Source organism: Floridaenema evergladense BLCC-F167, from assembly GCF_041929205.2.
GTDB classification, from domain to species: domain Bacteria; phylum Cyanobacteriota; class Cyanobacteriia; order Cyanobacteriales; family Aerosakkonemataceae; genus Floridanema; species Floridanema evergladense.
In genome coordinates, this window is sequence record NZ_CM171625.1 from 5978797 (window position 1) to 6001269 (window position 22473).

A 22473-nucleotide genomic window follows, 5' to 3' on the forward strand; every position below is an offset into this window, starting at 1 on the left:
CAAGATTTAACCAATTGCTACTCTTAGAGAAGTACAATTGTAGATTAGTCAGAATTGTGCAAATTAGTTTTCCAAAATGATCAAATTGCGATTAAAGCGATACGGTAAAAAGCGGGAGGCCAGCTATCGGATTGTAGCGGCGCTCAGTACATCTCGGCGAGAAGGTCGTCCGATCGAAGAATTAGGATTTTATAATCCGCGCACTGATGAAACTAAACTGAATGTAGAAGCGATCGTCAAGCGCCTCAAAGAAGGCGCTCAACCAACTGATACCGTTCGCAGCATCCTCCAAAAAGCTAATGTCTTCGAGCAGCTACGTACCCCAGTTACCGAGTAATGGTTCCGCCCAACCCTTATCAATCACAAGTTCACCAGATTATCCCGGACTTGTGAAATTCCTTCTTCTGCCGTTTTTGGAGTCGCCTAATTCTTTAAGGGTAGACTGCGAAATTTCATCTACTAAACCGAAAGTATGGATTCGACTGGCTTTTGAAGGTGAAGATAAAGGGCGGGTTTTTGGACGTGGTGGACGTAATATTCAGGCAATCCGAGCGGTAATAGCCGCAGCCGCAAAATTAGCTGGACAATCGGTTTATCTGGATATCTACGGTGGTACACCAGCAGAGCATGAGAGCAGTCCACCAACTAGAGATAGGGATAGAGATATGGGGCGAAGACCTTCTCCCCGTCCTCCTAGTCCGTCGAGAGCTCCTCATAGACTCCGACCGCGCTAGCGCAAGCAGGCAGAAGGAAATAAAACTTTTTTATTCGACTAGTTTAGTTATTTCTGCCGTACTTCGCTAGGGTTAGTATGTAATATTGAGGGGTTGTCAAGATTGAAGTAATACAATTGCTTTAAGTAGTAAATTGGAAAGCCTTAAGGAGGTGAAATTTAAAAAGTGGCAGAAGTCCGTTTGGGAGAAAATGAGTCAATTGACTCGGCGTTGAGACGCTTCAAAAAAAAGATTCAAAAAGCGGGAATTTTATCGGAAGTTAAACGCCGTGAACGGTACGAGAAGCCCAGCCTCCGTCGCAAGCGGAAAGCTGAAGCTTCACGCAAGCGCAGATATTAATCATATTTGCTGGGAATAAAACAATAATTTTTTGATTTCTCGAAAAGCAAAAATGACGCTCAGCCACACCTGTAGTTATCTCAGATTTTACTTCTGTGGTGACTGATTTTTGGGTGCAGCGTCTTTTTGCTTTGTGAGGGGATTATGTATTGTAAAAAGACAAGGTGATTTTAAACTGCTGCAAGATTTTTCAACAATGCCGGAATCAGCTACGATTCAGCTACCTACGAAAGAAAGTGCGATCGCATTAAGCGGAAATCAAGAGGAAAATTTGAAGACTTTGGCGCGACAAACTGGTGCGACACTGGTGTTGCGCGGACAAGATTTATTGATTTCGGGAACGGCGAATCAGGTAGAGCTTTGTGGTAGGTTAGTGCGATCGCTAGAAGACTTCTGGAAATATGGTAAAACGATCGCTAAGGTCGATATCCTCACCGCCCGTCACGCTTTAGATACTCAGCGCACTGAAGAGTTACAAGACTTACAGCGAGATGTGCTCGCCCGCACTCGTCGCGGTGAAGAAATTCGCGCCAAAACTTTTCGTCAACGTCAATATATCCAATCAGTTCGCACCCACGACTTGACCATTTGCATTGGCCCTGCTGGTACTGGTAAAACTTTCTTAGCAGCGGTTTTAGCTGTTCAAGCACTTTTGGCTAATCAATATGAACGGTTAATCTTAACTCGTCCCGCAGTCGAAGCTGGGGAAAAGTTAGGATTTTTACCAGGTGATTTACAGCAAAAAGTTAATCCTTACCTGCGTCCTTTATACGACGCTTTGCATGAATTAATTGATCCAGAAAAAATCGCCAATTTAATGGAAAGAGGCGTGATTGAAGTCGCTCCTTTAGCTTATATGCGGGGACGCACTCTCAACAACTCTTTCGTAATTGTGGATGAAGCGCAAAATACCACAGCAGCACAAATGAAAATGGTGTTGACACGCTTAGGTTTTCGCTCAAAAATGGTAGTAACTGGCGATATTACCCAAACTGATTTACCACCTAATCAAACTTCTGGTTTAGCAGTAGCTCAAAAAATCCTGCAAAATGTAGAAGGAATTGCTTTTTGTCATCTCTCCCAAGCAGATGTCGTGCGCCATCCTTTGGTACAAAGAATTGTTTCTGCTTACGAAAAGTACGAAAATAGTTAAACATCAGGTTCGTTGTAAACACTTTAGTGTTTCTTAAATTTCAGCAAAGAACGACTAAAGTCGTCACAACAAACTTAATACCAACTACCCATTACCAAAATCATTATGTCTGCTAATTTGAAAGAGTTTCTGGAAGCTTGTGAAAATTTAGGTACTCTGCGTTTAATTGTAACTAGTAGTGCTGGAGTTTTGGAAGTCCGTAGTCCGATTAAAAAACTTTTTTATGCGGAACTTCCTAAAGGCAAGTATGCGAATATGCACGCTGATGATTTTGAGTTTCACTTGAATATGGACAAAATTACTCAAGTGAAGTTTGAAACTGGGGAGTCGAAACGGGGGAATTTTACTACTTATGCAATTCGCTTTTTGGATGAACACCAAGAACCTGCTTTTAGTGCTTTTTTACAGTGGGGAAAACCGGGAGAATATGAACCGGGACAGGTGGAAGCTTGGCAAGGTTTAAAGGAGAAGTATGGGGAGGTTTGGGAACCTGTTCCTGTGGAGACGATTTAATTTTTTGAAACCGCAGAGACGCAGAGAACGCAGAGAGGAGTTGTGAGAGGTTTTTGGGTTTTTTGTTTGGTTTTGTTGAGTTTTTTTTGGTGTGCTGAAGTGAGGGCGGGTACGCTGAACGATCGCTTATCACAATTCCCGAATTGGGATAGTAAACCCGCGATTTCGGCGGTGAAAGCAACTGAAGATTTGGTTTATCCAGATTGGATGTTGGGTACTTGGAATGTTAGTAGTACTTTGGTGGAAATGGTAGCACCTTTGGCTCCTGATTTTGTGACTCCGGGGTTTGAGGGTAATCGACAGTTTTTAAATAAACCCATCAATTTTTCAGTGCGTTTTGTCGGTGTGAATGAACAACAATCGGAAATAAAAACTTATCCTTTCTCTCAACTCAAAACTCAAAACTCAAAACTCAAAACTATAAGAGTGGTTGCCGATCGCTCTTTTAATGGTTTAAATATTGCTAGGGCTACTTTGGGCGATCGATCTGTGCTTTCTGTAAATGTCGATCGGAATAACCCAAATCGTCAAATTACTTATTTACCAGGAAAACGGCAACTAATTTCTCTGGTGACAAATCGTGCTACTGAACAAGCTAATTCAGAACAATTTATTGCTACAGAAATCTCTCAACAAATATTTCGCAGTGCAGCACAAGTTTATTTAAATGAGGTAGAAACTACTACTTTGTATCAACGGCAAATAAATTCTAAAGCACCTATTACAGCAGAGCAAATAACCGCTATTTATTTGTCTCCTCAAGACCCTAATTATTTCTTTAGTAATGAAAAACCAGTCGCTCTTTATCGTTACCATTTAGAGCTTTACCCACAAAAACAAGAATGATAATTAATTAAATTTAAGGTTTAGGAGTTGAGATTGTGAAAGATATTATAAATCAAGTTTTTACATTTTTAGAATTGAGTTTTGTCTTTCCGCAATTATTCTTATTTTACCTGAGTACACAAAAGGAAATTATTGTTAATGATGTCCAAAAATGGGTGAGTGTATTTGAATGGAAAGAGCCGTCTAATCTAGTAAATTTACTAACTTTAATTTCTCGGAATCAAGAGTTTCGCAATCTTTATTACTATCGAGTAAGTAAAGGAAATCTTTCAGCTAGAATCTTCATGAAAATAATCAAAATATTTTATCCAGAATGTGCCTCGCTGTTTATCGATCGCTCTTGTAATATTGGGGGAGGACTATTCATTCAACATGGTTTTAGCACAATTATTATGGCAGATATGGGTCAAAATTGTTGGGTAAATCAACAAGTCTCTATTGGTTATAAAGATAAAACAGGTCGTCCGAAAATCGGGAATAATGTTAGAATCACTGCGGGAGCAAAGGTATTGGGAAATATCAATTTGGGGAATAATGTCACCGTAGGAGCAAATGCAGTTGTCACTAAAAATGTTCCTGATAATTGCGTAGTTGTCGGTGTTCCTGCTTACATTATCAAAAGAGATGGTTTGAAAGTAAAAGAAGAATTAGTTTAAAATGCAGCAACCAAAAGTAATTTTTTTAGATGCCGTTGGTACTTTATTTGGAATTAAAGGTAGCGTGGGAGAAGTCTACGGAAAATTAGCACAAAAGTTTGGTGTAGAAGTTTCCTTAGAAGAGTTAGATCGCGCTTTCTACAATAGCTTTAAAAAAAGTGAGAAAATGGCTTTTCCCGGAGTTCCTTTGGAAGAGATTCCCTTACGGGAGTTTGAATGGTGGGAAGCAGTGGCGATTAACACTTTTCAAGAAGCAGGTGTTTGGGAAAATTTTACTGATTTTGCTACTTTTTTTGGCGAACTTTACGATTATTTTGCTACTGCTGAACCTTGGTTTATTTATCCTGATGTCATTCCTGCTTTGGAATATTGGCAAAATTTGGGCATAACTTTAGGCGTGTTGTCTAATTTTGATTCCCGCCTTTACTCAGTTTTAGATGCTTTAGATTTGACGCAGTTTTTCTCCTCTGTTACTATTTCTACGGAAGTGGGTGCAGCAAAACCAGAAGCGGAAATTTTTTATGCTGGTTTAGCAAAACATGATTGCCCCGCTGATGCAGCTTGGCATATTGGTGATAGTTTTAAGGAGGATTATGAAGGTGCAAAAGCTGTTGGTTTAAAGGCGGTCTGGCTAAATCGCAATTAGAGGTGTAAAGTAGATAGTTGAAAATCCAAAATTCCTTGAGTGATGGCATATAAATTACTGTTCGTTTGTTTGGGTAATATCTGTCGTTCTCCTTCGGCAGAAAACATTATGAGACATTTGGTTAACCAAGCTGGTTTAAGTCAGGAAATTATTTGTGATTCTGCGGGAACTTCTAGTTATCATATTGGGAGTCCTCCCGATCGCCGGATGAATGCCGCAGCTAAAGTTAAAGGAATTGAGTTAGTAGGCGAAGCACGTCAGTTTCAGCGATCGGATTTTGAAAAATTCGATTTAATTTTGGCAATGGATAAAGAGAATTATCGGGATATTTTGTCACTCGATCGCTCTCACCAATACAAAGATAAAGTTAAACTGATGTGTGATTTTTGTACCAAGCATAACCTCAAAGAAGTACCCGATCCTTATTATGGTGGTTCAGAAGGATTTAATCAGGTAATCGATCTGTTATTAGATGCCTGTGAAGGGTTGCTTAACTATGTTATCACTCAGGAAAAGTTAGCCAATCAAAGTTAACAGAAATAATGGCAGAAATTCATTAAGTTGACTTTGATACTAATCGATTAAACGTTGTTCGATCGCAATCCGTACTAGCTCGGCTCGGTTGCTAGTCTCGGTTTTTCTGAGCAAATTACTCACATATTTTTCAATTGTTCTCGCGCTTAAGTGTAACCGATCGCCAATTTCTATATTTGATAATCCGCGAGTAATTAATTCTAAGACTTCTTTCTCTCTTTTACTCAAATTCAATATAGTCAAAGCTGTTGGGGCATTTGTGTTACCATTTCCTGATAATGTGGGTGTCTGCATTCGTAAATGCCACTCAGTTTGCATAATTTGCGATCGTTCTAACAAATTACGAATGATTGCTCCTAATTCATGAATTTCAAAAGGTTTGGGTAGATAAGAATCACACCCTAACTTATAACCACGAATTCGTTCTTCAGTAGTATTTTTTTCCGTTAAAAATACCACTGGCAACAACCGAAATTCAGGACGTTGCCGAACTTGCCGCACTAATTGATAGCCGTCCATTCGCGGCATCATGATGTCTGTTACCAATAAATGAGGATGATACTTTTCCACTAACTCTAGCGCCGTTTGACCATCCTCAGCCGCTATTACTGAGTAGCCACACATCTCTAAATATTCACTTACAAAAAGACGCATTGGCAGATCGTCATCTGCTACTACGATTATCAAGGACATGAGGTTACAGGTGGCTAACAGACCTAACCCATAGAATAGGCGAAGTCTAGATTAAAATTACCGCTATCATCAGTTTTTTACTAGGATAACGTTTCTCCCGGATGGAAAATGCTTAGGCAAAACTTAATGAGATAGCTTTCATAGCTATTAACATTCTAGTTAAATATGTTGCTGACTAATGAATCAATGGAAGAAAACCAAGTTAAACGGAAACTTCAGCAAGGTGAAGTTGTCATTGGGCCATTTATTAATTGTGTTTATCCTGCATTTATCGAGATTTGTGGATACGCTGGCTTTGATTTCGCAATTATTGATATGGAACATGGGCCTTTACACACTTTAGCAGCTGAAGATCTCTGTCGGGCGGCTGATTGTGTGGGGCTTAGTGCGATCGTCCGTGTTCGCAAAAATGATGCCCCCCAAATTCAACGCGCCCTCGATATCGGCAGCGCAGGTGTCCAAGTGCCACAAATTGAAACTAAAACCGATGCCGAAGCAGTAGTAAGTAGTGCCAAATATTACCCATTAGGTAGTCGCGGTCTTTCTTTAAACACTCGTGCGGGAATGTATACTGCCGCAGGTACCGAAATTATCAGCAAATTGAACGCACAATCTTTAATTATAGTTCATGTGGAAGGCAAGAAGGGTATAGAAAATCTCGAAGAAATCGTCAGCGTTCCTCACATTGATGTGATTTTTCTTGGCCCTTATGATTTGTCCCAGTCTTTGGGCATTCCGGGACAGGTGGGCGATGCCCGTGTAATTCAGTTAATGAAAGAATCTGTCACCAAAATTCGCCAGAGTCAGAAAGCTGTAGGTACATTTGCTGATAATCCAGAGATGGCTAAGTTATGGATTGATGCTGGGGTGCAGTACATTGCTTTGGGTGTGGATGTGGCGATCTTTCTTCGTGCTTGTCAGGCTCTAGTCAAAGCCGTAAGAAGTTAGTTAGATTAAGTATAATTGCTGAGTAAAATTTTCCTATACCATAAGTTGTGATTTTTTGTTGTCCATTTGACAACATTTTTTTGAGCAGCTTTTATAATGAAAAGAAAAAGCCCCAAACAATATTAGGGGATCAATCTTAGCAAGGGAAATTACTATGCAAACTTTATTAGGTTCAACGGAATTGCAATATGCAATGATGTTTACATTGCAAAGAGTCGAGCGCATCCGTTTAGAAGATTTCAAACCATTCTTTAACGATCTGCCTGTAGATCCTTACATTAAAGGTAAATATCGCCAAAGAAGATTGTCGCGGTTTAAAGTTTCCTCCGATGAAGTAGTCAAACTACCTCATGGTTATTTATTTCAAAGTAAAAACTATAACCCTTTAGTCGGGGATGTTAAACGAGAATTTGCTGAATTAGACGATCGGTTAATCGAATTAGTTGAATTTAAAAAACTGTTATTTGCCTTCAGTGATTTTTGCAAGTTAAACTCAGTAGCCCTAGAAGTAGGAGTGCATCAAATTCGCACTACTTGTTCCCCAGACAATTTCGGCAACCCAGCACCAGAAGGCATTCACAGAGATGGCACTGATTTAATTGGGATTTTTGCCGTAGATAGACAAAATGTTCAGGGTGGCGAAACCCATTTATATAAGAATCGCAAACAAGACCCAGTTTTCAAACAAGTTTTAAATTCGGGTGAATTGCTATTAGTGAACGATCGCGAATTCTTCCACTACACCACCCCGATTAAACCCGTAACTGAAGATATCGGCACCAGAGACGTATTTGTGTTAACTTGTCCCAGTTTGATTGAAGACTAGGGAATTGGGGATTGGGGATTGGGGACTGGGGACTGGGGATTGAGGAGTTTTGAGTTTTGAGTTAAACTTCCCCATCTCCCCATCTCCCCATCTCCCCATCTCCCCATCTCCCCATCTCCCCATCTCCCCTTGTCCTACTCCTCCTGTGCTTCCTCTTTAGTATTAGTATTCCGCAGGGGAGTTTCGCGGTTGAATTTGAGGTGGATGGAACGACTTTGTTCGCCGTCGGGTGCGATCGCTTCGATCGGAAAATCAAGCAACCCATCTTGGAAGGATAGCTGAAAGCGGAATGTACCGTCTGAGTTAGCTTTAATGGGACGACCTCCGATCGTAATTACTGCATTCGGTTCTGTCGCGCCGTAAACTACTAATTCTGCATCTGCCATTAACCAGAATTGGCGAGAACGTTCTGGTGCTTCCGAGGCAAAACCAACTCCTGATGCCCATTGACCGATGCCAGAGGGGAAAATGTAAGAAGCTCCTGTTTGTGCTGCTAAATTTGGGGTTGGCATTCTGCCAAAGAAGGAGTCATGAAAACCGTTAGGTGACGTGACAGTTGCTTCTGGAGTGGGAGAACCTAAATCTAAAAATTGCTTGTTTTCTAGTTCCTCTTCCCAACGAATAGTGATGAATTGGTCATTTGACCAACTGGAGGGATAGAGGGGAGGAACGCGGATGGAGTTTGACCTAGCTAACATTAGCCAGCGACCATCATTAGTAAGGTAGCCGATTTCTACGATGTAGTCGCGATCGCTCACCGGAACAGGCAAATACCATTCCCGTCCCATTTCATCGCCCTCAAATTCCTGGACGCTGTGCGGATGTTGATAATCCATATCAACATCAGTGACATCATAGAATCGTAAAGCTAATTGAGAACCTCCCTGTTGTCGCAATTCTTCCTTATGTCGTCTTGGAATATCCCAATAAGTGTAAGCCCATTGCGGATCGCGAGGCATTAGAACAATGCGACTTTCATCATAGCCTGATGGTAAATCGGGAAGTCCTTCATCTACTGCGGCTAAGACTTCTGGGATTAATTCTTCCGATCCTAAATTAAATTTGGCGGCTTCTATTTCGGACTGGGTGCGATCGCGCAGCGTACCGTTAGGCGTATCGCGAAGCGTGCTGTAAGGCGTATCGCTATTACCAATTATTGGTGGAATTTCTGTTACTTGATTAACGACAGCACCTAAATCAATTCCTGTGGCTGGCAACACATCAGGCACAATTCTCAAAGGTGTCGATCGAGCCGCCATTAACCAATCTTCATCATTAGTTAAATAACCAATTTCTACAACATAATCTCGATCGACCAATGGTATTGGCAATAATACTTGGTTAACTTGTTCGTCTATAGGAAATTGTTGGAAAATTTGCGGCGTATCCTGACTCAAATCAATTTCAGTCACATCATAAAGTCTGAGCGCTAATTGTCTGCCACCTTGTTGTCGCAATGCTTGTTTATGCTCATAAGAAACTTGCCAGTTAGTCAGAGCTTGACGAGCATTTTCTGCTGTTAGGGCGATCGTGCTGTTCCAGTATATTGGTGTGGGATCTGAAACTGGGGAAATTTCCCTAGTTTCTGGAATAATTTCTGTGACTTGTGAAACTGGGGGAACTTCGCTAGTTTCTGGAATAATTTCTGTAACTTGTGAGACTGAAGAAACTATATATATTGGTGCCGATCGCGCCAACAATAGCCAGCGATTATCATCTGTTAGATAGCCAATTTCTGCTAAATAGTTTCTGTCATTAACAATTATTTCCAGTAACTTGCGATCGTCCTGTTCATCTACAGCAAATTGTTGGAAAATTTGTGGTTCTTGCCGAGTTAAATCAAGTTCCGTCACATCATAAAGCCGCAATATTAAATATCTTCCACCTTGTTGCTGCAATGTTTGTTTATGAGTGGGTGAAACTTGCCAATTAGCAACAATTTGATTGGCGGTTTCTGGTGTTAGGGAAATGCTGCTAGTGCTAGTAACGGGAGTTGAACCTAAAGCAGCGACGACTCCAGGGGCTAAATCGATTTCTGTGGTGGGTAGAGTATCGCTACTAATTGTTATGGGTGCGGATCTAGCTAATAATAACCAGCGTTCATCCTCTGTCAAGTAGCCAATTTCTGCGGCATAGTTGCGATCGCTAACTAATATCGGCACTAACATCTGATTAGTTTGTTCATCCACATTAAATTGTTGGAAAATTCCCCAATTTTGTGTGCCAGGTTCGGCGGTTATTTCCGTCACATCATAAAGTCTTAATGCTAACTGTCTACCGCCTTGTTGTTGCAATGTTTGTTTATGTTCTTCTAAGCTTTGCCAAGCTGCGATCGCGTAGGGAGTCGTCTGACCTATCGCTTGTTGATTGTTAAATGGTGTTAGGTTAATGCTGCTAGTAGTTGGTGTTGAAGTAACAGCCAGAGTAGGAATAGTAGCGACAATTTCGCTAACTGGTTGTATGGATGGAACTATGCGTATTGGCGCAGATCTCGCTAACAATAACCAGCGATTATCATCAGTTAAGTAACCAATTTCTGCCATGTAATCCTGTCCAATTTCCGGTATGGCTACTAACATTTGGGTAGCTTGTTCATCTACGGCAAATTGGGGAAAATTCGCGGGAATTTGCTCATCTACAAGAATTCCGGTGACATTATAAAGTCGCAATACTAGTTGTTTACCACCTTGTTGCTGTAAAGCTTGTTTGTGTCTATGCGATACTTGCCAAGCAGCAAGAGCAATTTGATTGTTTTGTGGTGTTAGCGTAATACTGCTACCCCAGTCTGCGGGTGTGGTGGAAATTAATGGTGCTGGGATAGGAGGGGTAACTTCTGTAACAGTTGGTGATGCAGGTATGTAAATGGGATTAGATGTGGCTAGGGGCAACCAGCGTGTATCGTCATCTGTTAAGTAGCCAATTTCTGCATTATAGTCGCGATCGCCAACCAATATCGGCAATAATTTCTCGGTAGCTTGTTCCTCTACCTCAAACTGTTGGAAAATCTGCCAACCTTCGGTTTGAATTTGATCGATGTTAGTAATGTCATAAAGTCTTAATGCTAACTGTGGGGGTTGGGTGTTAGGGGTTAGGGGTTGGGGAATGGTTTCTTCCCTACTCCCTAACCCCTGAACCCTATCCCCTAAAGACTGTTTGCCACCTTGTTCTCGTACTGCTTGCTTGTGAAACTCGGAGACTTGCCAAGCTGCAAGAACCTGTTGACTATTTTCTGCTCTTAGAGCAATGCTACTATTCCAATTTCTTAATGCGCCTCCTGCTAAAGCTGCGCCTCCTACTACAGCTGCACCTCCCAACCAATCGGTTGCAGGTACTGATGGGGTAGTTGTTTGGCTTACTGCATCTGTCCCAGGTAATAAATCTTCTCCCCAAAGTGCTTCTGTAGGGTTGGCTGTTTCAGGTGATTGAGTGGGGGAAGTAGCGATCGCTTCCGTACCACTAGTAGCCAAAGAAACATCTGTCGGGATAGTTGCTTCGGGAGTAGCACCACCTGCTAAAGTTGATGGTGGAGTTTGGCTATCGACTGAGGTTGTTGACCTGCGGCGATTTCGCAGTAACCAAAAAATCGGGATACCTAACAAAGCTAATAAAGGTATCAACCACCACAGCCAACCAAGTCCACCACGATTATTGGTTTCTTGAATTTCAGACGTACTGGGGGTTAGGGTTTCGGGGTTGGGGTTTGGGGTAGTGGCTGCGGGTGTTCTGGGAGTGACTGGTATTGGTGCGGGTGTTGGGCTAGTTGGCGCGATCGCTATTGGCGTAGTAGTAGCAACGGGAACTCCAGCAGCAGCGTTGAGTGCTTGTTGACCTACGGGTGAACCAGCAAAACCTAATAATGCTAAAGCAGCAGGACTGGGATTTGTCCGTCTGTAAACGTAATAAACTGGTTGTGAAAAAGGATACTTGCGATCGTTAGGCAAAACTTTGTGCATTGAGACAATCCGCACATTTGGGCGTTCGCGTAGCGTGCCGTTAGGCGTATTGACTACTTGGTTAGAAATAGCATAGCCAATGCCGTTAGTTCCCAATCGATTAATAACTGCACTGGTAGTATCTTGTGATAACCTAACAGTGTTGGAACCCGATCGAAAGGGACGATTGCGGAAAACCGGGTAATTTTGCAAAGCTTGACGGGTATCGCTAGTTACAGGTCGGTCAATAAAGCGAATCCGACCCCGTTTTCCCCCAACAGTTGACCAATTTCTAATTTCACCGCGAAAGATTCTGGCAAACTGAGCATCTGTGATACTTCCTCGAAAAGTGTTTTTTGGCCCGACTATAACCGCAATTTTAGTTCTAGGTAAAGCAACGGCAACTAAACCTTGCGATCGTTCTTTTTCAGTTAAGGGACGACCAATAGCAGCTAAATCTATTTCTCCTTTTAGTAATGAATTTAAAGCAGCGCTGGTTCCCCGATAGCCAATATTAACTTGTGTACCTGGGTTTTCTTTTTCAAAGCGTTGTTTAAGAGCTAGGTTAAATGTAGCGCTACTACTAGAACCATCAATCTTTACCCTAGTGCCTGATTTTACTGACTTTGGTAGGGTAATTGTGTTGGGAGTAGTGGGAGATTGAGCTAAAATATTCTGTTTTTTTTCTAATGCAGTAGCGGGTTTAGGAACCACAGCCAGAAGTAGCATTAAAGCTAAAGTTGCGATTGAAGAGTCTTTTTTGGGTAACATTTAAAAAATGCTCAGAAGCGCAAATTGAAGTTAATTTTTCCAAAATATGTAGCTCATTATATAGCCCTCAAGCCGATGGGAGACAAGGGGACTGGGGACTGGGGACTGGGGACTGGGGACTGGGGATTGGGGACTGGGGAGATAGGAAGGTGGGGGGAGTTTCTAGTTCTAGATCTCTCCCCATCTCCCCATCTCCCCATCTCCCCATCTCCCCATCTCCCCATCTCCCCATCTCCCCATCTCCCCATCTCCCCATCTCCCCATCTCCCCATCTCCCCATCTCCCCATCTCCCCATCTCCCCATCTCCCCATCTCCCCATCTCCCCATCTCCCCATCTCCCCATCTCCCCATCTCTTCTACTCCCCCCAGTCCCCAGTCCCCAGTCCCCAGTCCCCTAACTGGTAGAAACAGTTAAGGTGTTGGGTTTGCCTAAGTTGCCGTGTAGGGCGATGCCGCGATCGTTAGCGGCTAAATGACGGACAATCTTATAAATTGCCTCTATATCTTGCGTCGCATCCAATTTTTCGGCAATTTGGCTTAAATACATCGGTTTGCCTTCCTGCTTAATTAACTGAACTACTTTGGTTTGCAGATCCAAAATTTCCGCAGCGGCTTTTTTACCTGCTTCCACTCCGGGTTGGTGGTAAGCGTTAACATTCACCAAGGAACCGTAGATAGTGACGGCGCGTTCGTAAAGCGCAATTAACGCCCCGATCGTGTAAGAATTGACTTCGGGAATGGTGACGGTGATTGATTGGCGATCGTTTTCGTAAAGTGCTTTGCGCGTTCCTTGTAAGAAGCCAGAAAGATAATCTCCTGATGTAATTCCTGGATCTATTTCCGGTGATTTCCCTTCACGATCTTTTAGTACTTCAATAAATGTGACAAAGAAATTGGCGACTCCATCGCGTAACTGTTGCACGTAGGCGTGTTGATCGGTGGAGCCTTTGTTACCATATACGGCGATGCCTTGATGGACGATGTTGCCTTCGAGGTCTTTTTCTTTGCCTAAAGATTCCATGACTAACTGTTGCAGGTAACGGCTAAACAGTAGCAAGCTGTCTTTGTATGGCAGAATTACCATGTCTTTTTCGCCTTTGCCGTTGCCAACGTAGTACCAGGAAAGGGCAAGTAAAGCGGCGGGGTTACTTTTTAAGTCGGGAATGCGGGTAGCAGCATCCATTTCTTTTGCCCCGGTTAACATGGTGCGAATGTCGATGCCTTGTAATGCTGCGGGGAGTAAGCCTACTGCTGACATTTCGGAGGTGCGTCCGCCTACCCAGTCTTCCATCGGGAAGGTATCAAGCCAACCTTGGGAATGGGCGGTTTTGTCGAGGTGGCTGCCTACTCCTGTGGTGGCGATCGCTTGTTTGGCAAAGTCTAAACCCTTGGCGGCAAAAGCATTCTGCACTTCAATCATCCCATTGCGGGGTTCGGGCGTGCCTCCTGATTTGGAGATGACTAATACTAAGGTGGAGGCGAGTTTGTCTTTGAGTTTGGTGAGGGTGCGATCGATCCCCGCTGGGTCGGTATTGTCGATAAAATGTATCGTCATCGGGGGAAAATCGGGGGCTAGGGCTTCGGCAACAAATTCCGGGCCTAAAGCCGACCCGCCAATGCCGATGGAGAGAAGGTCGGTAAATTTGGGGGCGTTGGGAGGATGTATTTCTCCGCTGTGAATTTTCTGGACAAATGTTTCGATTTTCTCTAAAGTATCGATAATTCCCTGTTTCAGTTCGGGGCTGGGTGCTCTATCTGGATCGCGTAGCCAATAATGACCTACCATGCGGTCTTCGTCAGGGTTGGCGATCGCACCTGCTTCTAATGCGGCTATATCTTTAAATGCTCGATCCAACTTTGGCTGCAACGTCTGTAAAAAGTTGTCATCAAATCTCATGCGACTGACATCTAGGTAAAATCCTAGTCCTTCGTGATAGTAAAGCCATTCTTGGTAACGTTGCCAGAGTGCCGCTGCATCCATAGCAGTTCTCATCCTAAAAGTTTAACAGTATCTTTTTCTTTCAACAGTTTAGAGGAGATAGAAAGACTAAATATATAATTTGGGCAAATCTTACAATGATTTAATGAAAAGGGAATAGGTCACAGTTGCCTTATTTAATTGTTCTGGCTCGACAAAACCAGAAGATTAAAAAATTTGGCAATATAAGGTAAAATGCCTTAACAAACTAAAATACTTGTTTTAAGATAAACAACTTCCTATGAATTTTTCTCCAGGTTATTTAGTTTCTCTGATCGTTTTTATATCAATATATGCCCTATTTGGCTTAGGGTTAAATTTACAATGGGGTTTTACAGGTTTAATTAACTTCGGTCATGTGGCTTTCATGGCTGTGGGAGCTTACACTACTGTATTATTAAGTTTACAGGGAGTACCCCTGTTGATTGCTGCTTTAATTGGTGCGGTTTTGGCAGCGTTGTTGGGTTTGTTTGTGGGTATCTCAACGCTACGATTGCGGGAAGATTATTTGGCAATTGTTACGATCGGGTTATCGGAATTGATTCGCTTGATTGTGAATAATCAAGAGTTACCTGTCGGGGATGGTCGATGGCGATCGGGCGTGTTTGGTTTACAAGGTTTTCCTTTACCTTTTAGTAAGGTTACTTTGAATCCATTGTTACAGTTCTTTTTGCTAGCCGTGCTAACAGGAATCGCTGGGATAGGTGGTTGGCAATTGTGGCGATGGATGAGGAAACAATTACAACAAGGAAAGGTTAGAGGTTCTACTCCTGTTGCATCTTTAATTATGGGAATTGTGGGAGGAATTTTAGGATTAATTGTTTATGTTGTAGGTTTAATATCTATAGTTGATGCTAATAATTTTACTTACAAAACAGGGTTAATGGTAGTGTTACTGTTGGTTTTAACAGTAGTATTTTGGGCATTAGAAAGATTAGTAAATGCACCTTGGGGAAGAGTTTTAAAGGCGATTAGGGAAGATGAACAAGTACCAAAAGCTCTGGGGAAAAATGTATTTTGGTATAAGTTGCAATCGTTGATGTTGGGCGGTGCGATCGCCGGATTTGCTGGAGCTTTTTACGCTTGGCAATTAGCCACAGTTTACCCAGACAACTTCCAACCCCAAATTACTTTTGATGCTTGGACAATTATCATTTTAGGTGGGGCGGGTAACAATTACGGAACTTTATTAGGGGCGATAATTTTTTGGGCATATTTTGAAGGAACAAGATTTGTTTTACCGGGATTATTACCTTTCGATGATGCGCGTTTGGGTGCGTTTCGGATTATGGTAATCGGTTTATTATTAATTATTTTGATGATGGTAAGACCGCAAGGTATTTTAGGGAAAAAGGAGGAATTAACCCTTGGTAAATAATCCATCAGATTCTCTTTCAGATATACCTTTGAATGAACCACAAACTGATATAGAGGATATTCTTAAACAGGTAGAAGATGCACCACCACGACCTCAAAGAAGTAATAATTTATTGTTATCAGCTAACGGTTTGAGTAAAAGTTTTGGTGGGTTAAAAGCAGTGGAAAATGCTACTTTGGAAGTGAGTCAAGGTAGTATTACTGGCTTAATTGGGCCAAATGGTGCGGGAAAAACGACTTTATTTAATTTAATTTCTAATTTTATTCGCCCTGATTCTGGGCGGGTAATTTTTGACGGGGAACCAGTAGAAAGTTTACAACCTCATCAAATTGCCCAGATGGGAATGATTCGCACTTTTCAGGTGGCGCGGGTGCTTTCGCGACTTTCGGTAATGGAAAATATGCTGTTAGCGGCGCAAAAGCAAACGGGAGAAAAGTTCTGGAATGTGTGGTTTCGCGCCCATGAAGTGAAGCAAGAGGAAAAAGATTTGCGAGAAAAGGCGATCGCCATTTTAGAATCAGTAGGATTAGCCCATAAAGCAAATGATTATGCAGGTTCTTTGTCAGGGGGACAACGCAAACTTTTAGAAATGGGAAGGGCGTTAATGTCGCAACCCAAATTAATTTTATTAGATGAACCAGCAGCGGGGGTGAATCCAACTTTAATTAATCAGATTTGCGATCGAATTTTGTCATGGAATGGGGAAGGAATGACCTTTTTAATTATCGAGCATAACATGGATGTAATCATGTCATTGTGCGATCGGGTTTGGGTACTAGCAGAAGGGCGTAACCTAGCTGTTGGAACTCCTGAAGAAATTCAAAACAATTCCCAAGTTTTAGAAGCTTATCTGGGAAAATAATATTTGTATCATTTCCAACATCTAAATAAAATCATTACTCTAAAATTAGGTTTAAATTAAGTTTTAGATGCTGGGTTGATTTAACTCAGAAATTTTTTTGGTGTGAGAACAATCATGAATAGACTTTTAGGAAACGCCCTACCATTGAGTATTGCTGTACTAATGAATGGTTGGCTAATTTCCAGCATGACTAAAGCAGCCGAAATTAGCGAAAATACCAATTCTCTCGAACAAATAGTTGAATATTCAGAATCATTAAATTTAGCTTCAGAAACAGCAGAAGATTCTAATAGTTCAGAACAGGTAACTTCGGTTTCTCAACTGCGAGATGTACAACCTACAGATTGGGCTTTTCAGGCTTTACAATCTTTAGTGGAAAGATACGGTTGTATTGAAGGATATCCCGATCGAACTTATCGCGGAAATCGGGCTATGACACGCTACGAATTTGCCGCTGGTTTAAATAAGTGTTTAGACAGAATTCAAGAATTAATCGCCGCTTTACCCCAAGGAGTTAGTCGAGAAGATTTAGACAGACTGCGAAAATTGCAGGAAGAATTTGCTTCAGAATTAGCGAATTTACGAGGACGAGTTGATGCTTTAGAAGCTAGAGTAAACAAAGTCGAAGCCCAGCAATTTTCCACAACTACAAAACTCGCCGTAGAAGTTATTACTTACGTTTCTGATGCTTTTGGAAAAAGGGCTGATGATGTAAATCAAACTACACTTGCTTATCGGACGAGGATTGATTTTAATACTAGTTTTACAGGAAAAGACCGCTTAAGAACTCGGTTGCAGGCGACTAATTTAAGACCGATCGACACCGGGGCAATTTTTGGCGCAAGTTCTGCGGAATTGCCAGCCGGACAAACAGGCGAAACTCGTTTTGTTCCTAGTACTTTATCTGGGAATAATAACGTAACAATTAACCAATTGCAGTATCGTTTTTCCATAGGAGATAGATTGACGATTTATCTGGATGCTGCTTCTACAGATCCTACTTATGTCACCGATACAATTAGTCCTTTTGTTGACACTGCTACTGGTGCTTTAAGCAATTTTGGTCAGGTCAATCCAGTTTATTTCCCCATAGGAAATCAGGCGGGAGTTGGGGCTAACTTTTTAATTACTAAAGGCTTAAGTTTAGACGTTGCTTATTTTGGAGAAAGTGGATCTTCCAATCAACCAAGTTTAGGATTTTTCAATGCTGGTTACAGCGCTTGGGCGCAGTTAACCTATTCTGGAGAAAGGTTAAAATTCGGCTTACTTTATCTCAATTCCTATTCTCCCGAATTTGGGGTTGATACTTTAGCCGGAAGCAATGCAGCAAAAGTAATTGGTGCAGGTCCAGTTGTCGGTAATAATTACGGTTTTCAAGCTAATTATCGCTTTGGTAAAGGTTTTGAATTAGGCGGATGGGTAGGTTATACAGTGGCGCGTGCTTTGGGGGTGAAAGGCGATGCAGATGTGTTAAATTATGCGGCAACTTTCGCTTTTCCAGACTTATTTAAACAGGGCAATTATGGGGGGTTTGTGTTTGGAATGCAGCCGAGATTAATTAGTACCAGTAATGCAGCTTTAGCAGCAGCAATTGGTTTACAAGATGGACGGAGAAGCGATCGCGACACCGGATTCCATATCGAAGCATTTTACCGCATTCAACTCAACCAGTATCTCTCTATTACACCGGGTTTCATTTGGTTAACAGCACCTAACCATGACGCAAGAAATCCTGATGCTATAGTCGGCGTAATTAGAACTTCTTTTGTATTTTAGTTACAATCATCTGGAATCTATCTTTAGACAGATTTCCAAAAAAAAGTTGTAACCAAAAATACAATTAATTAGACAATAACCCATATATCATTAGTTCCGGTTCTGACTAAACTGGAAACTAAAAAATTGGCTTTTTTAGGAAAAAATTACTAGGAAACTCATAAACTATGTTCAGGAAAAAGTGGTTAATGGCAATTTTATTTATTGCCACATTAGTCATATCTCTCATAATCGGCAACTTAACTACTAATGAAACAGTTGCACAAAATAGCGGACGGAAATTAATCATGGTGACTTCCGCTGATTACCCACCTTATGAATTTAGAAAAACGGGTGGTGGCGCTGGAGGTGAAATCATTGGTTTTGATGTTGATATTGCCAAATACATCACTAGAGAATTAGGCTACGAATTGGAAATTAAAGATACGGATTTTAGCGGGATTATTCCGGCTTTACAATCAGGAAGAGCAAACTTTGCAATGGCGGGGATGACTCCCACTCCCGAACGGCAAAAAAATGTCGATTTTTCTGATATTTACTACGAAGCAAAAAACACAATTGTTACGAAAAAAGGCGCAAATTTAACAACGCTTGCATCTTTAGCTGGCAAAAAAGTCGGCGTACAATTAGGTTCGACACAAGAGAAATTTGCCAAGGAAAAAATCAAAGGTGCGAAAATAGTTGCTTTGAATAAAACTGGGGATTTGATTCAAGAAATTAAATCAAATCGCATCAATGCAGCAATTATTGAAGATACCATTGCTAAGGGATTTATTGCTAATAATCCTACCTTGGAATTTAACACAGTTCCTAGTAGTGCAGAAGAAGCGGGATTGGCGATCGCATTTCCCAAAGGTTCGCCATTAGTGCAACCTTTTAACAAAGTTCTCCAGCAGATGAAACAAAATGGAGAAATAGAAGCACTAGTCAAAAAATGGTTTGAAAACCAAGGCGGAAATCAAGCAGCTGAAGATCCAGCAAACGCACCTTCAAGTTTTGAAACAGCTTGGGGTAGCATTCCTTTCATCGCTCAAGGAATAATAGTAACATTACAATTTACCCTCATTTCCGCATTCTTCGGATTTCTCTGGGGAATTGTTCTGGCATTGTTTAAGATTTCTACAGTTAAACCTTTGAATTTGTTTGCTAAAGGTTATACTTCTGTATTCAGAGGTACACCACTGCTGCTACAAATCGCATTAGTATATTATGCAACGCCACAATTAACTGGTTATGATATTCCAGCATTGTTGGCGGGTGTAATTACTTTCACTCTCAACTCAGGTGCTTATATTTCTGAGACAATTAGAGGAGGAATTCTCGCAGTTGATAAAGGACAAAGAGAAGCGGCTCTATCTTTAGGAGTTCCTTATCAACCAATGATGAAAGATATTATCCTACCACAGGCAGTGAAAAATATTTTACCTTCCTTGGTAAATGAAAGTATCGCTCTTTTAAAAGATTCATCTTTGGTATCAACAATTGGTGTGGTGGATGTGCTACGTCGGGCGCAAATTGTGGGTGCAGAAAAATATATCTATTTTGAACCACTGTTAGTGGCTGGTTTAATTTATTACGTTTTAGTAATGCTTTTGACTTGGGGAGGTTCTAAACTTGAACGACGATTACAACGTAGCGCTTAAAAAAGACTCAACGACATCAAACAAGGAAATAAGTTTGGCAATTAAGGTTGAAGATCTGTATAAATCTTTCGGTTCTCTCAACGTTTTGCAAGGGATTTCTACCGAAATTAATAAAGGGCAAGTAGTGGCATTAATCGGGCCTTCTGGATCGGGAAAATCTACCTTTTTGCGGTGTATGAATTTACTGGAAACACCAACTTCGGGCAGAGTTTTTATTGATGGGGTAGAAATTACTTCGCGAAAAACCGACATTATGAAGGTGCGGCAAAATGTCGGAATGGTGTTTCAACACTTTAATCTTTTCCCTCACATGACGGTGATTAAAAATGTGATGTATGCACCGATAAAAGTGAAGCACGTTTCTGAGGAAGAAGCGCGAAAAGTGGGAATGGATTTGTTGAAAAAGGTGGGTTTAGAAGCTAAGGCAAATGCTTATCCTTCCCAACTTTCGGGGGGACAAAAACAGCGGGTTGCGATCGCACGTTCCCTAGCCATGAAACCCGATATCATGTTATTTGATGAACCTACATCCGCTCTCGATCCAGAAATGGTAAAAGAAGTTTTAGATGTAATGCAAGACTTAGCAAAATCCGGCATGACAATGGCAGTTGTAACTCATGAAATGGGTTTTGCTAAAGAAGTTGCCGATCGCATTTTATTCTTAGATCAAGGAAAACTCGCCGAAGATTCACCCCCGGAACTGTTTTTCTCAAATCCAAAATGCGATCGGGCAAAACAATTTCTCGATAATATTTTGTAATTAGGGACTGGGGACTGGGGACTGGGGACTAGGTGAGAAGGTGATAAGAAGAAAATTTATTTCTTTCTTCTCTGCGCCTCTGCCCCTCTGCCTCCCTAAGCTGCTGCTGCTTGAAGAATGCGTTCTAAAATTGGTTTTCTATTCTTCAAATTGTAGCTATAACCTTCAGGAAGAATGTGCAATCTAGCATTACAAAGTGCCATAGCTTCATCCTTCAAAAGATTATCTACATTGCTGTGAGTAATTTCTGCCACATCGACAATTGTTACAGAACCACTGCCAACTATTTCAACTACATCTTGGCTAACTATTATCGCTGTATCTTCATCAATCCCAAATCCTAAAACAGCAGGTTGCTGTGCTAATGCGGCAATTAAACGTCCTAAACGTCCGCGTTGAGAAAAATGTTGATCGATGACAATTCCGGGAAGAAATCCCATTCCGGGACCCATTTCTACAACTTCTGCTCTGGCATTTGTCGTAGAATCTCCTTCTACAATCATCACATCAGGCATCACTGCTGCGCCTGCACTAGTACCCCCAACTACAGCACCTTCGGCGTAACGTTTGTGAATTAAAGCATCAAGTTCAGTGTCTTTAATAATACTAGTAATTCGCGCTTGATCGCCGCCAGTAAAAAATATACCAGTAGCCTTTTCTACAGCTTCTAAATATGTCGATGAGCTAGAATCATCTCTGGTGACAGTATCAATAATCCGAACGTTTTCTGCCCCAAAACGTTCAAATATTTTTGTATATTGTTCTCCCACTTCTCTAGGTAATTCTGTCGCTGCGGTCATAATTACAATGTTAGCTTTTGTACCTCCCGCACGGCGGACAAATTCCCGGAGTACCCTACAATCTCCTTCTCTATCTTCCGCACCACCAATAATTATTAATTGTCCTGTCCCTTGATTGTCAGCCATATAAACTCGCTTTTAAAATTACTCAATTTGTAAGCAATTTAAGTAAAGCATGGTTATTGATCGGCTTGAAACAGTCGTTTGGTAGATATTAATACAGAATGAAGTTCACTTTCAATGATAAGCTACTATTCCCAAAAGTCTATACTTTAAGAGAGATAAACGATCGCTCAGTAAAATGTAAAATATCATTCTATTGGCAGTTATTAAGTTGTTAGCAAAATAAAACCTCCCAATCCTAGAGGTGAATTAGGAGAAGAGAAAATTAAATTTGATGCTGGATGTTAGCAACCGTTTTTATCGCGATTTCTGGATTAATTTGCTTAAAAAAGAACGTGCCTTTTCTAATTGGAGATGTCTAGGTTTACCCTGATAAACAATTTGATATTCATCGTTGTATTCTCCATCTCCGTAACCCGAAATCAAGTTGAGATGAAAAGCTTTTTCAGCCAGTTGATGAACTTCTTCTCTTAGAGGAGTTTTTGTGACAGTCATTTTGCTGTCCTCCTGTGTTCTTATTTACAATTTAATTTAGGGCGTAGTTTTAGTAAAGACATCTTT

General features: G+C 41.3%; 21 protein-coding genes and 2 pseudogenes. 16 read left to right on the plus strand and 7 right to left on the minus strand.

Annotated features, from left to right (window positions below; all coding sequences use genetic code 11):
* The first annotated feature begins 76 nt into the window (after nucleotides 1-76).
* From rpsP to ACE1CA_RS28560, 9 genes are all read left to right on the plus strand, one after another.
* On the plus strand, nucleotides 77-337 hold the full coding sequence (gene rpsP, locus ACE1CA_RS28520) for a 30S ribosomal protein S16 (RefSeq protein WP_193981862.1): 261 nt from the start codon (nucleotides 77-79) through the stop codon (nucleotides 335-337).
* Nucleotides 300-734 carry a KH domain-containing protein gene (locus ACE1CA_RS28525; RefSeq protein WP_413279446.1) on the plus strand — a complete coding sequence of 145 codons (435 nt, stop codon included), beginning with the start codon at nucleotides 300-302 and terminating at the stop codon, nucleotides 732-734. The genes rpsP and ACE1CA_RS28525 overlap by 38 nt, the downstream gene beginning before the upstream one ends.
* 165 nt (nucleotides 735-899) lie before the next feature.
* On the plus strand, nucleotides 900-1073 hold the full coding sequence (gene rpsU, locus ACE1CA_RS28530; protein ID WP_073595038.1) for a 30S ribosomal protein S21: 174 nt from the start codon (nucleotides 900-902) through the stop codon (nucleotides 1071-1073).
* A 196-nt stretch (nucleotides 1074-1269) separates the two neighbouring features.
* The gene (locus ACE1CA_RS28535) at nucleotides 1270-2226 is read left to right on the plus strand and encodes a PhoH family protein (protein WP_413279447.1); all 957 of its coding nucleotides are present in this window, start codon (nucleotides 1270-1272) and stop codon (nucleotides 2224-2226) included.
* Nucleotides 2227-2331: 105 nt separating this feature from the next.
* Entirely contained in the window at nucleotides 2332-2739 is a 408-nt protein-coding gene (locus ACE1CA_RS28540; RefSeq protein WP_413279448.1) for a ChuX/HutX family heme-like substrate-binding protein, read from the plus strand.
* A 42-nt stretch (nucleotides 2740-2781) separates the two neighbouring features.
* Nucleotides 2782-3585: a DUF6816 family protein gene (locus ACE1CA_RS28545; RefSeq protein WP_413279449.1), complete on the plus strand. Its 804-nt coding sequence runs from the start codon at nucleotides 2782-2784 to the stop codon at nucleotides 3583-3585.
* A 35-nt stretch (nucleotides 3586-3620) separates the two neighbouring features.
* Nucleotides 3621-4241, plus strand: coding sequence for a serine O-acetyltransferase (locus ACE1CA_RS28550; protein ID WP_413279450.1), 621 nt, complete (start codon nucleotides 3621-3623; stop codon nucleotides 4239-4241).
* Nucleotide 4242: 1 nt separating this feature from the next.
* Nucleotides 4243-4887, plus strand: coding sequence for an HAD-IA family hydrolase (locus tag ACE1CA_RS28555; protein ID WP_413279451.1), 645 nt, complete (start codon nucleotides 4243-4245; stop codon nucleotides 4885-4887).
* A 42-nt stretch (nucleotides 4888-4929) separates the two neighbouring features.
* The gene (locus ACE1CA_RS28560; protein WP_413279452.1) at nucleotides 4930-5421 is read left to right on the plus strand and encodes a low molecular weight protein-tyrosine-phosphatase; all 492 of its coding nucleotides are present in this window, start codon (nucleotides 4930-4932) and stop codon (nucleotides 5419-5421) included.
* Nucleotides 5422-5460: 39 nt separating this feature from the next.
* Here ACE1CA_RS28560 and ACE1CA_RS28565 read toward each other — a convergent pair whose 3' ends face one another.
* A complete protein-coding gene (locus ACE1CA_RS28565; protein ID WP_413279453.1) occupies nucleotides 5461-6114 on the minus strand; it encodes a response regulator transcription factor in 654 nt (217 codons plus the stop codon).
* A 186-nt stretch (nucleotides 6115-6300) separates the two neighbouring features.
* Here ACE1CA_RS28565 and ACE1CA_RS28570 point away from each other — a divergent pair, with 186 nt between their 5' ends.
* Together ACE1CA_RS28570 and ACE1CA_RS28575 are read left to right on the plus strand one after the other, a co-directional pair.
* Nucleotides 6301-7062, plus strand: a complete 762-nt coding sequence (locus ACE1CA_RS28570; protein WP_413279454.1) for an HpcH/HpaI aldolase family protein — start codon at nucleotides 6301-6303, stop codon at nucleotides 7060-7062.
* Nucleotides 7063-7216: 154 nt separating this feature from the next.
* A complete protein-coding gene (locus ACE1CA_RS28575) occupies nucleotides 7217-7888 on the plus strand; it encodes a 2OG-Fe dioxygenase family protein (protein WP_413279455.1) in 672 nt (223 codons plus the stop codon).
* A 134-nt stretch (nucleotides 7889-8022) separates the two neighbouring features.
* Here ACE1CA_RS28575 and ACE1CA_RS28580 read toward each other — a convergent pair.
* From ACE1CA_RS28580 to ACE1CA_RS28595, 4 genes and pseudogenes are all read right to left on the minus strand, one after another.
* Nucleotides 8023-8979, minus strand: a pseudogene (locus ACE1CA_RS28580) (DUF4912 domain-containing protein); the annotation flags it as partial.
* A 192-nt stretch (nucleotides 8980-9171) separates the two neighbouring features.
* Nucleotides 9172-12591 (minus strand): annotated as a pseudogene (locus tag ACE1CA_RS28585) (DUF4912 domain-containing protein); the annotation flags it as partial.
* A 67-nt stretch (nucleotides 12592-12658) separates the two neighbouring features.
* Complete coding sequence (locus ACE1CA_RS28590) at nucleotides 12659-12943, minus strand: isopentenyl pyrophosphate isomerase (RefSeq protein ID WP_486517572.1); 285 nt, start codon at nucleotides 12941-12943, stop codon at nucleotides 12659-12661.
* Nucleotides 12944-12986: 43 nt separating this feature from the next.
* Nucleotides 12987-14573, minus strand: coding sequence for a glucose-6-phosphate isomerase (locus ACE1CA_RS28595; protein ID WP_413280487.1), 1587 nt, complete (start codon nucleotides 14571-14573; stop codon nucleotides 12987-12989).
* 238 nt (nucleotides 14574-14811) lie between these two features.
* On the opposite strand from ACE1CA_RS28595, the gene ACE1CA_RS28600 reads away from it, so the two are divergent.
* From ACE1CA_RS28600 to ACE1CA_RS28620, 5 genes are all read left to right on the plus strand, one after another.
* Nucleotides 14812-15948, plus strand: coding sequence for a branched-chain amino acid ABC transporter permease (locus ACE1CA_RS28600; RefSeq protein ID WP_413280479.1), 1137 nt, complete (start codon nucleotides 14812-14814; stop codon nucleotides 15946-15948).
* Between the two features lie 58 nt (nucleotides 15949-16006).
* Complete coding sequence (locus tag ACE1CA_RS28605) at nucleotides 16007-16810, plus strand: ABC transporter ATP-binding protein (protein ID WP_486517986.1); 804 nt, start codon at nucleotides 16007-16009, stop codon at nucleotides 16808-16810.
* Nucleotides 16811-16924: 114 nt separating this feature from the next.
* Entirely contained in the window at nucleotides 16925-18586 is a 1662-nt protein-coding gene (locus tag ACE1CA_RS28610; protein ID WP_413280481.1) for an iron uptake porin, read from the plus strand.
* Between the two features lie 167 nt (nucleotides 18587-18753).
* Entirely contained in the window at nucleotides 18754-20229 is a 1476-nt protein-coding gene (locus ACE1CA_RS28615) for an ABC transporter substrate-binding protein/permease (protein WP_486517573.1), read from the plus strand.
* A 28-nt stretch (nucleotides 20230-20257) separates the two neighbouring features.
* On the plus strand, nucleotides 20258-20989 hold the full coding sequence (locus tag ACE1CA_RS28620) for an amino acid ABC transporter ATP-binding protein (protein ID WP_459563693.1): 732 nt from the start codon (nucleotides 20258-20260) through the stop codon (nucleotides 20987-20989).
* Between the two features lie 95 nt (nucleotides 20990-21084).
* On the opposite strand, the gene ACE1CA_RS28625 is transcribed toward ACE1CA_RS28620, so the two are convergent.
* Both ACE1CA_RS28625 and ACE1CA_RS28630 read right to left on the minus strand, forming a co-directional pair.
* Nucleotides 21085-21915 (minus strand): cyanophycinase, encoded by an 831-nt coding sequence (locus ACE1CA_RS28625; protein ID WP_413280484.1) that lies wholly within the window; start codon nucleotides 21913-21915, stop codon nucleotides 21085-21087.
* Between the two features lie 294 nt (nucleotides 21916-22209).
* Entirely contained in the window at nucleotides 22210-22407 is a 198-nt protein-coding gene (locus tag ACE1CA_RS28630) for a hypothetical protein (RefSeq protein WP_413280485.1), read from the minus strand.
* Nucleotides 22408-22473 lie beyond the last annotated feature (66 nt).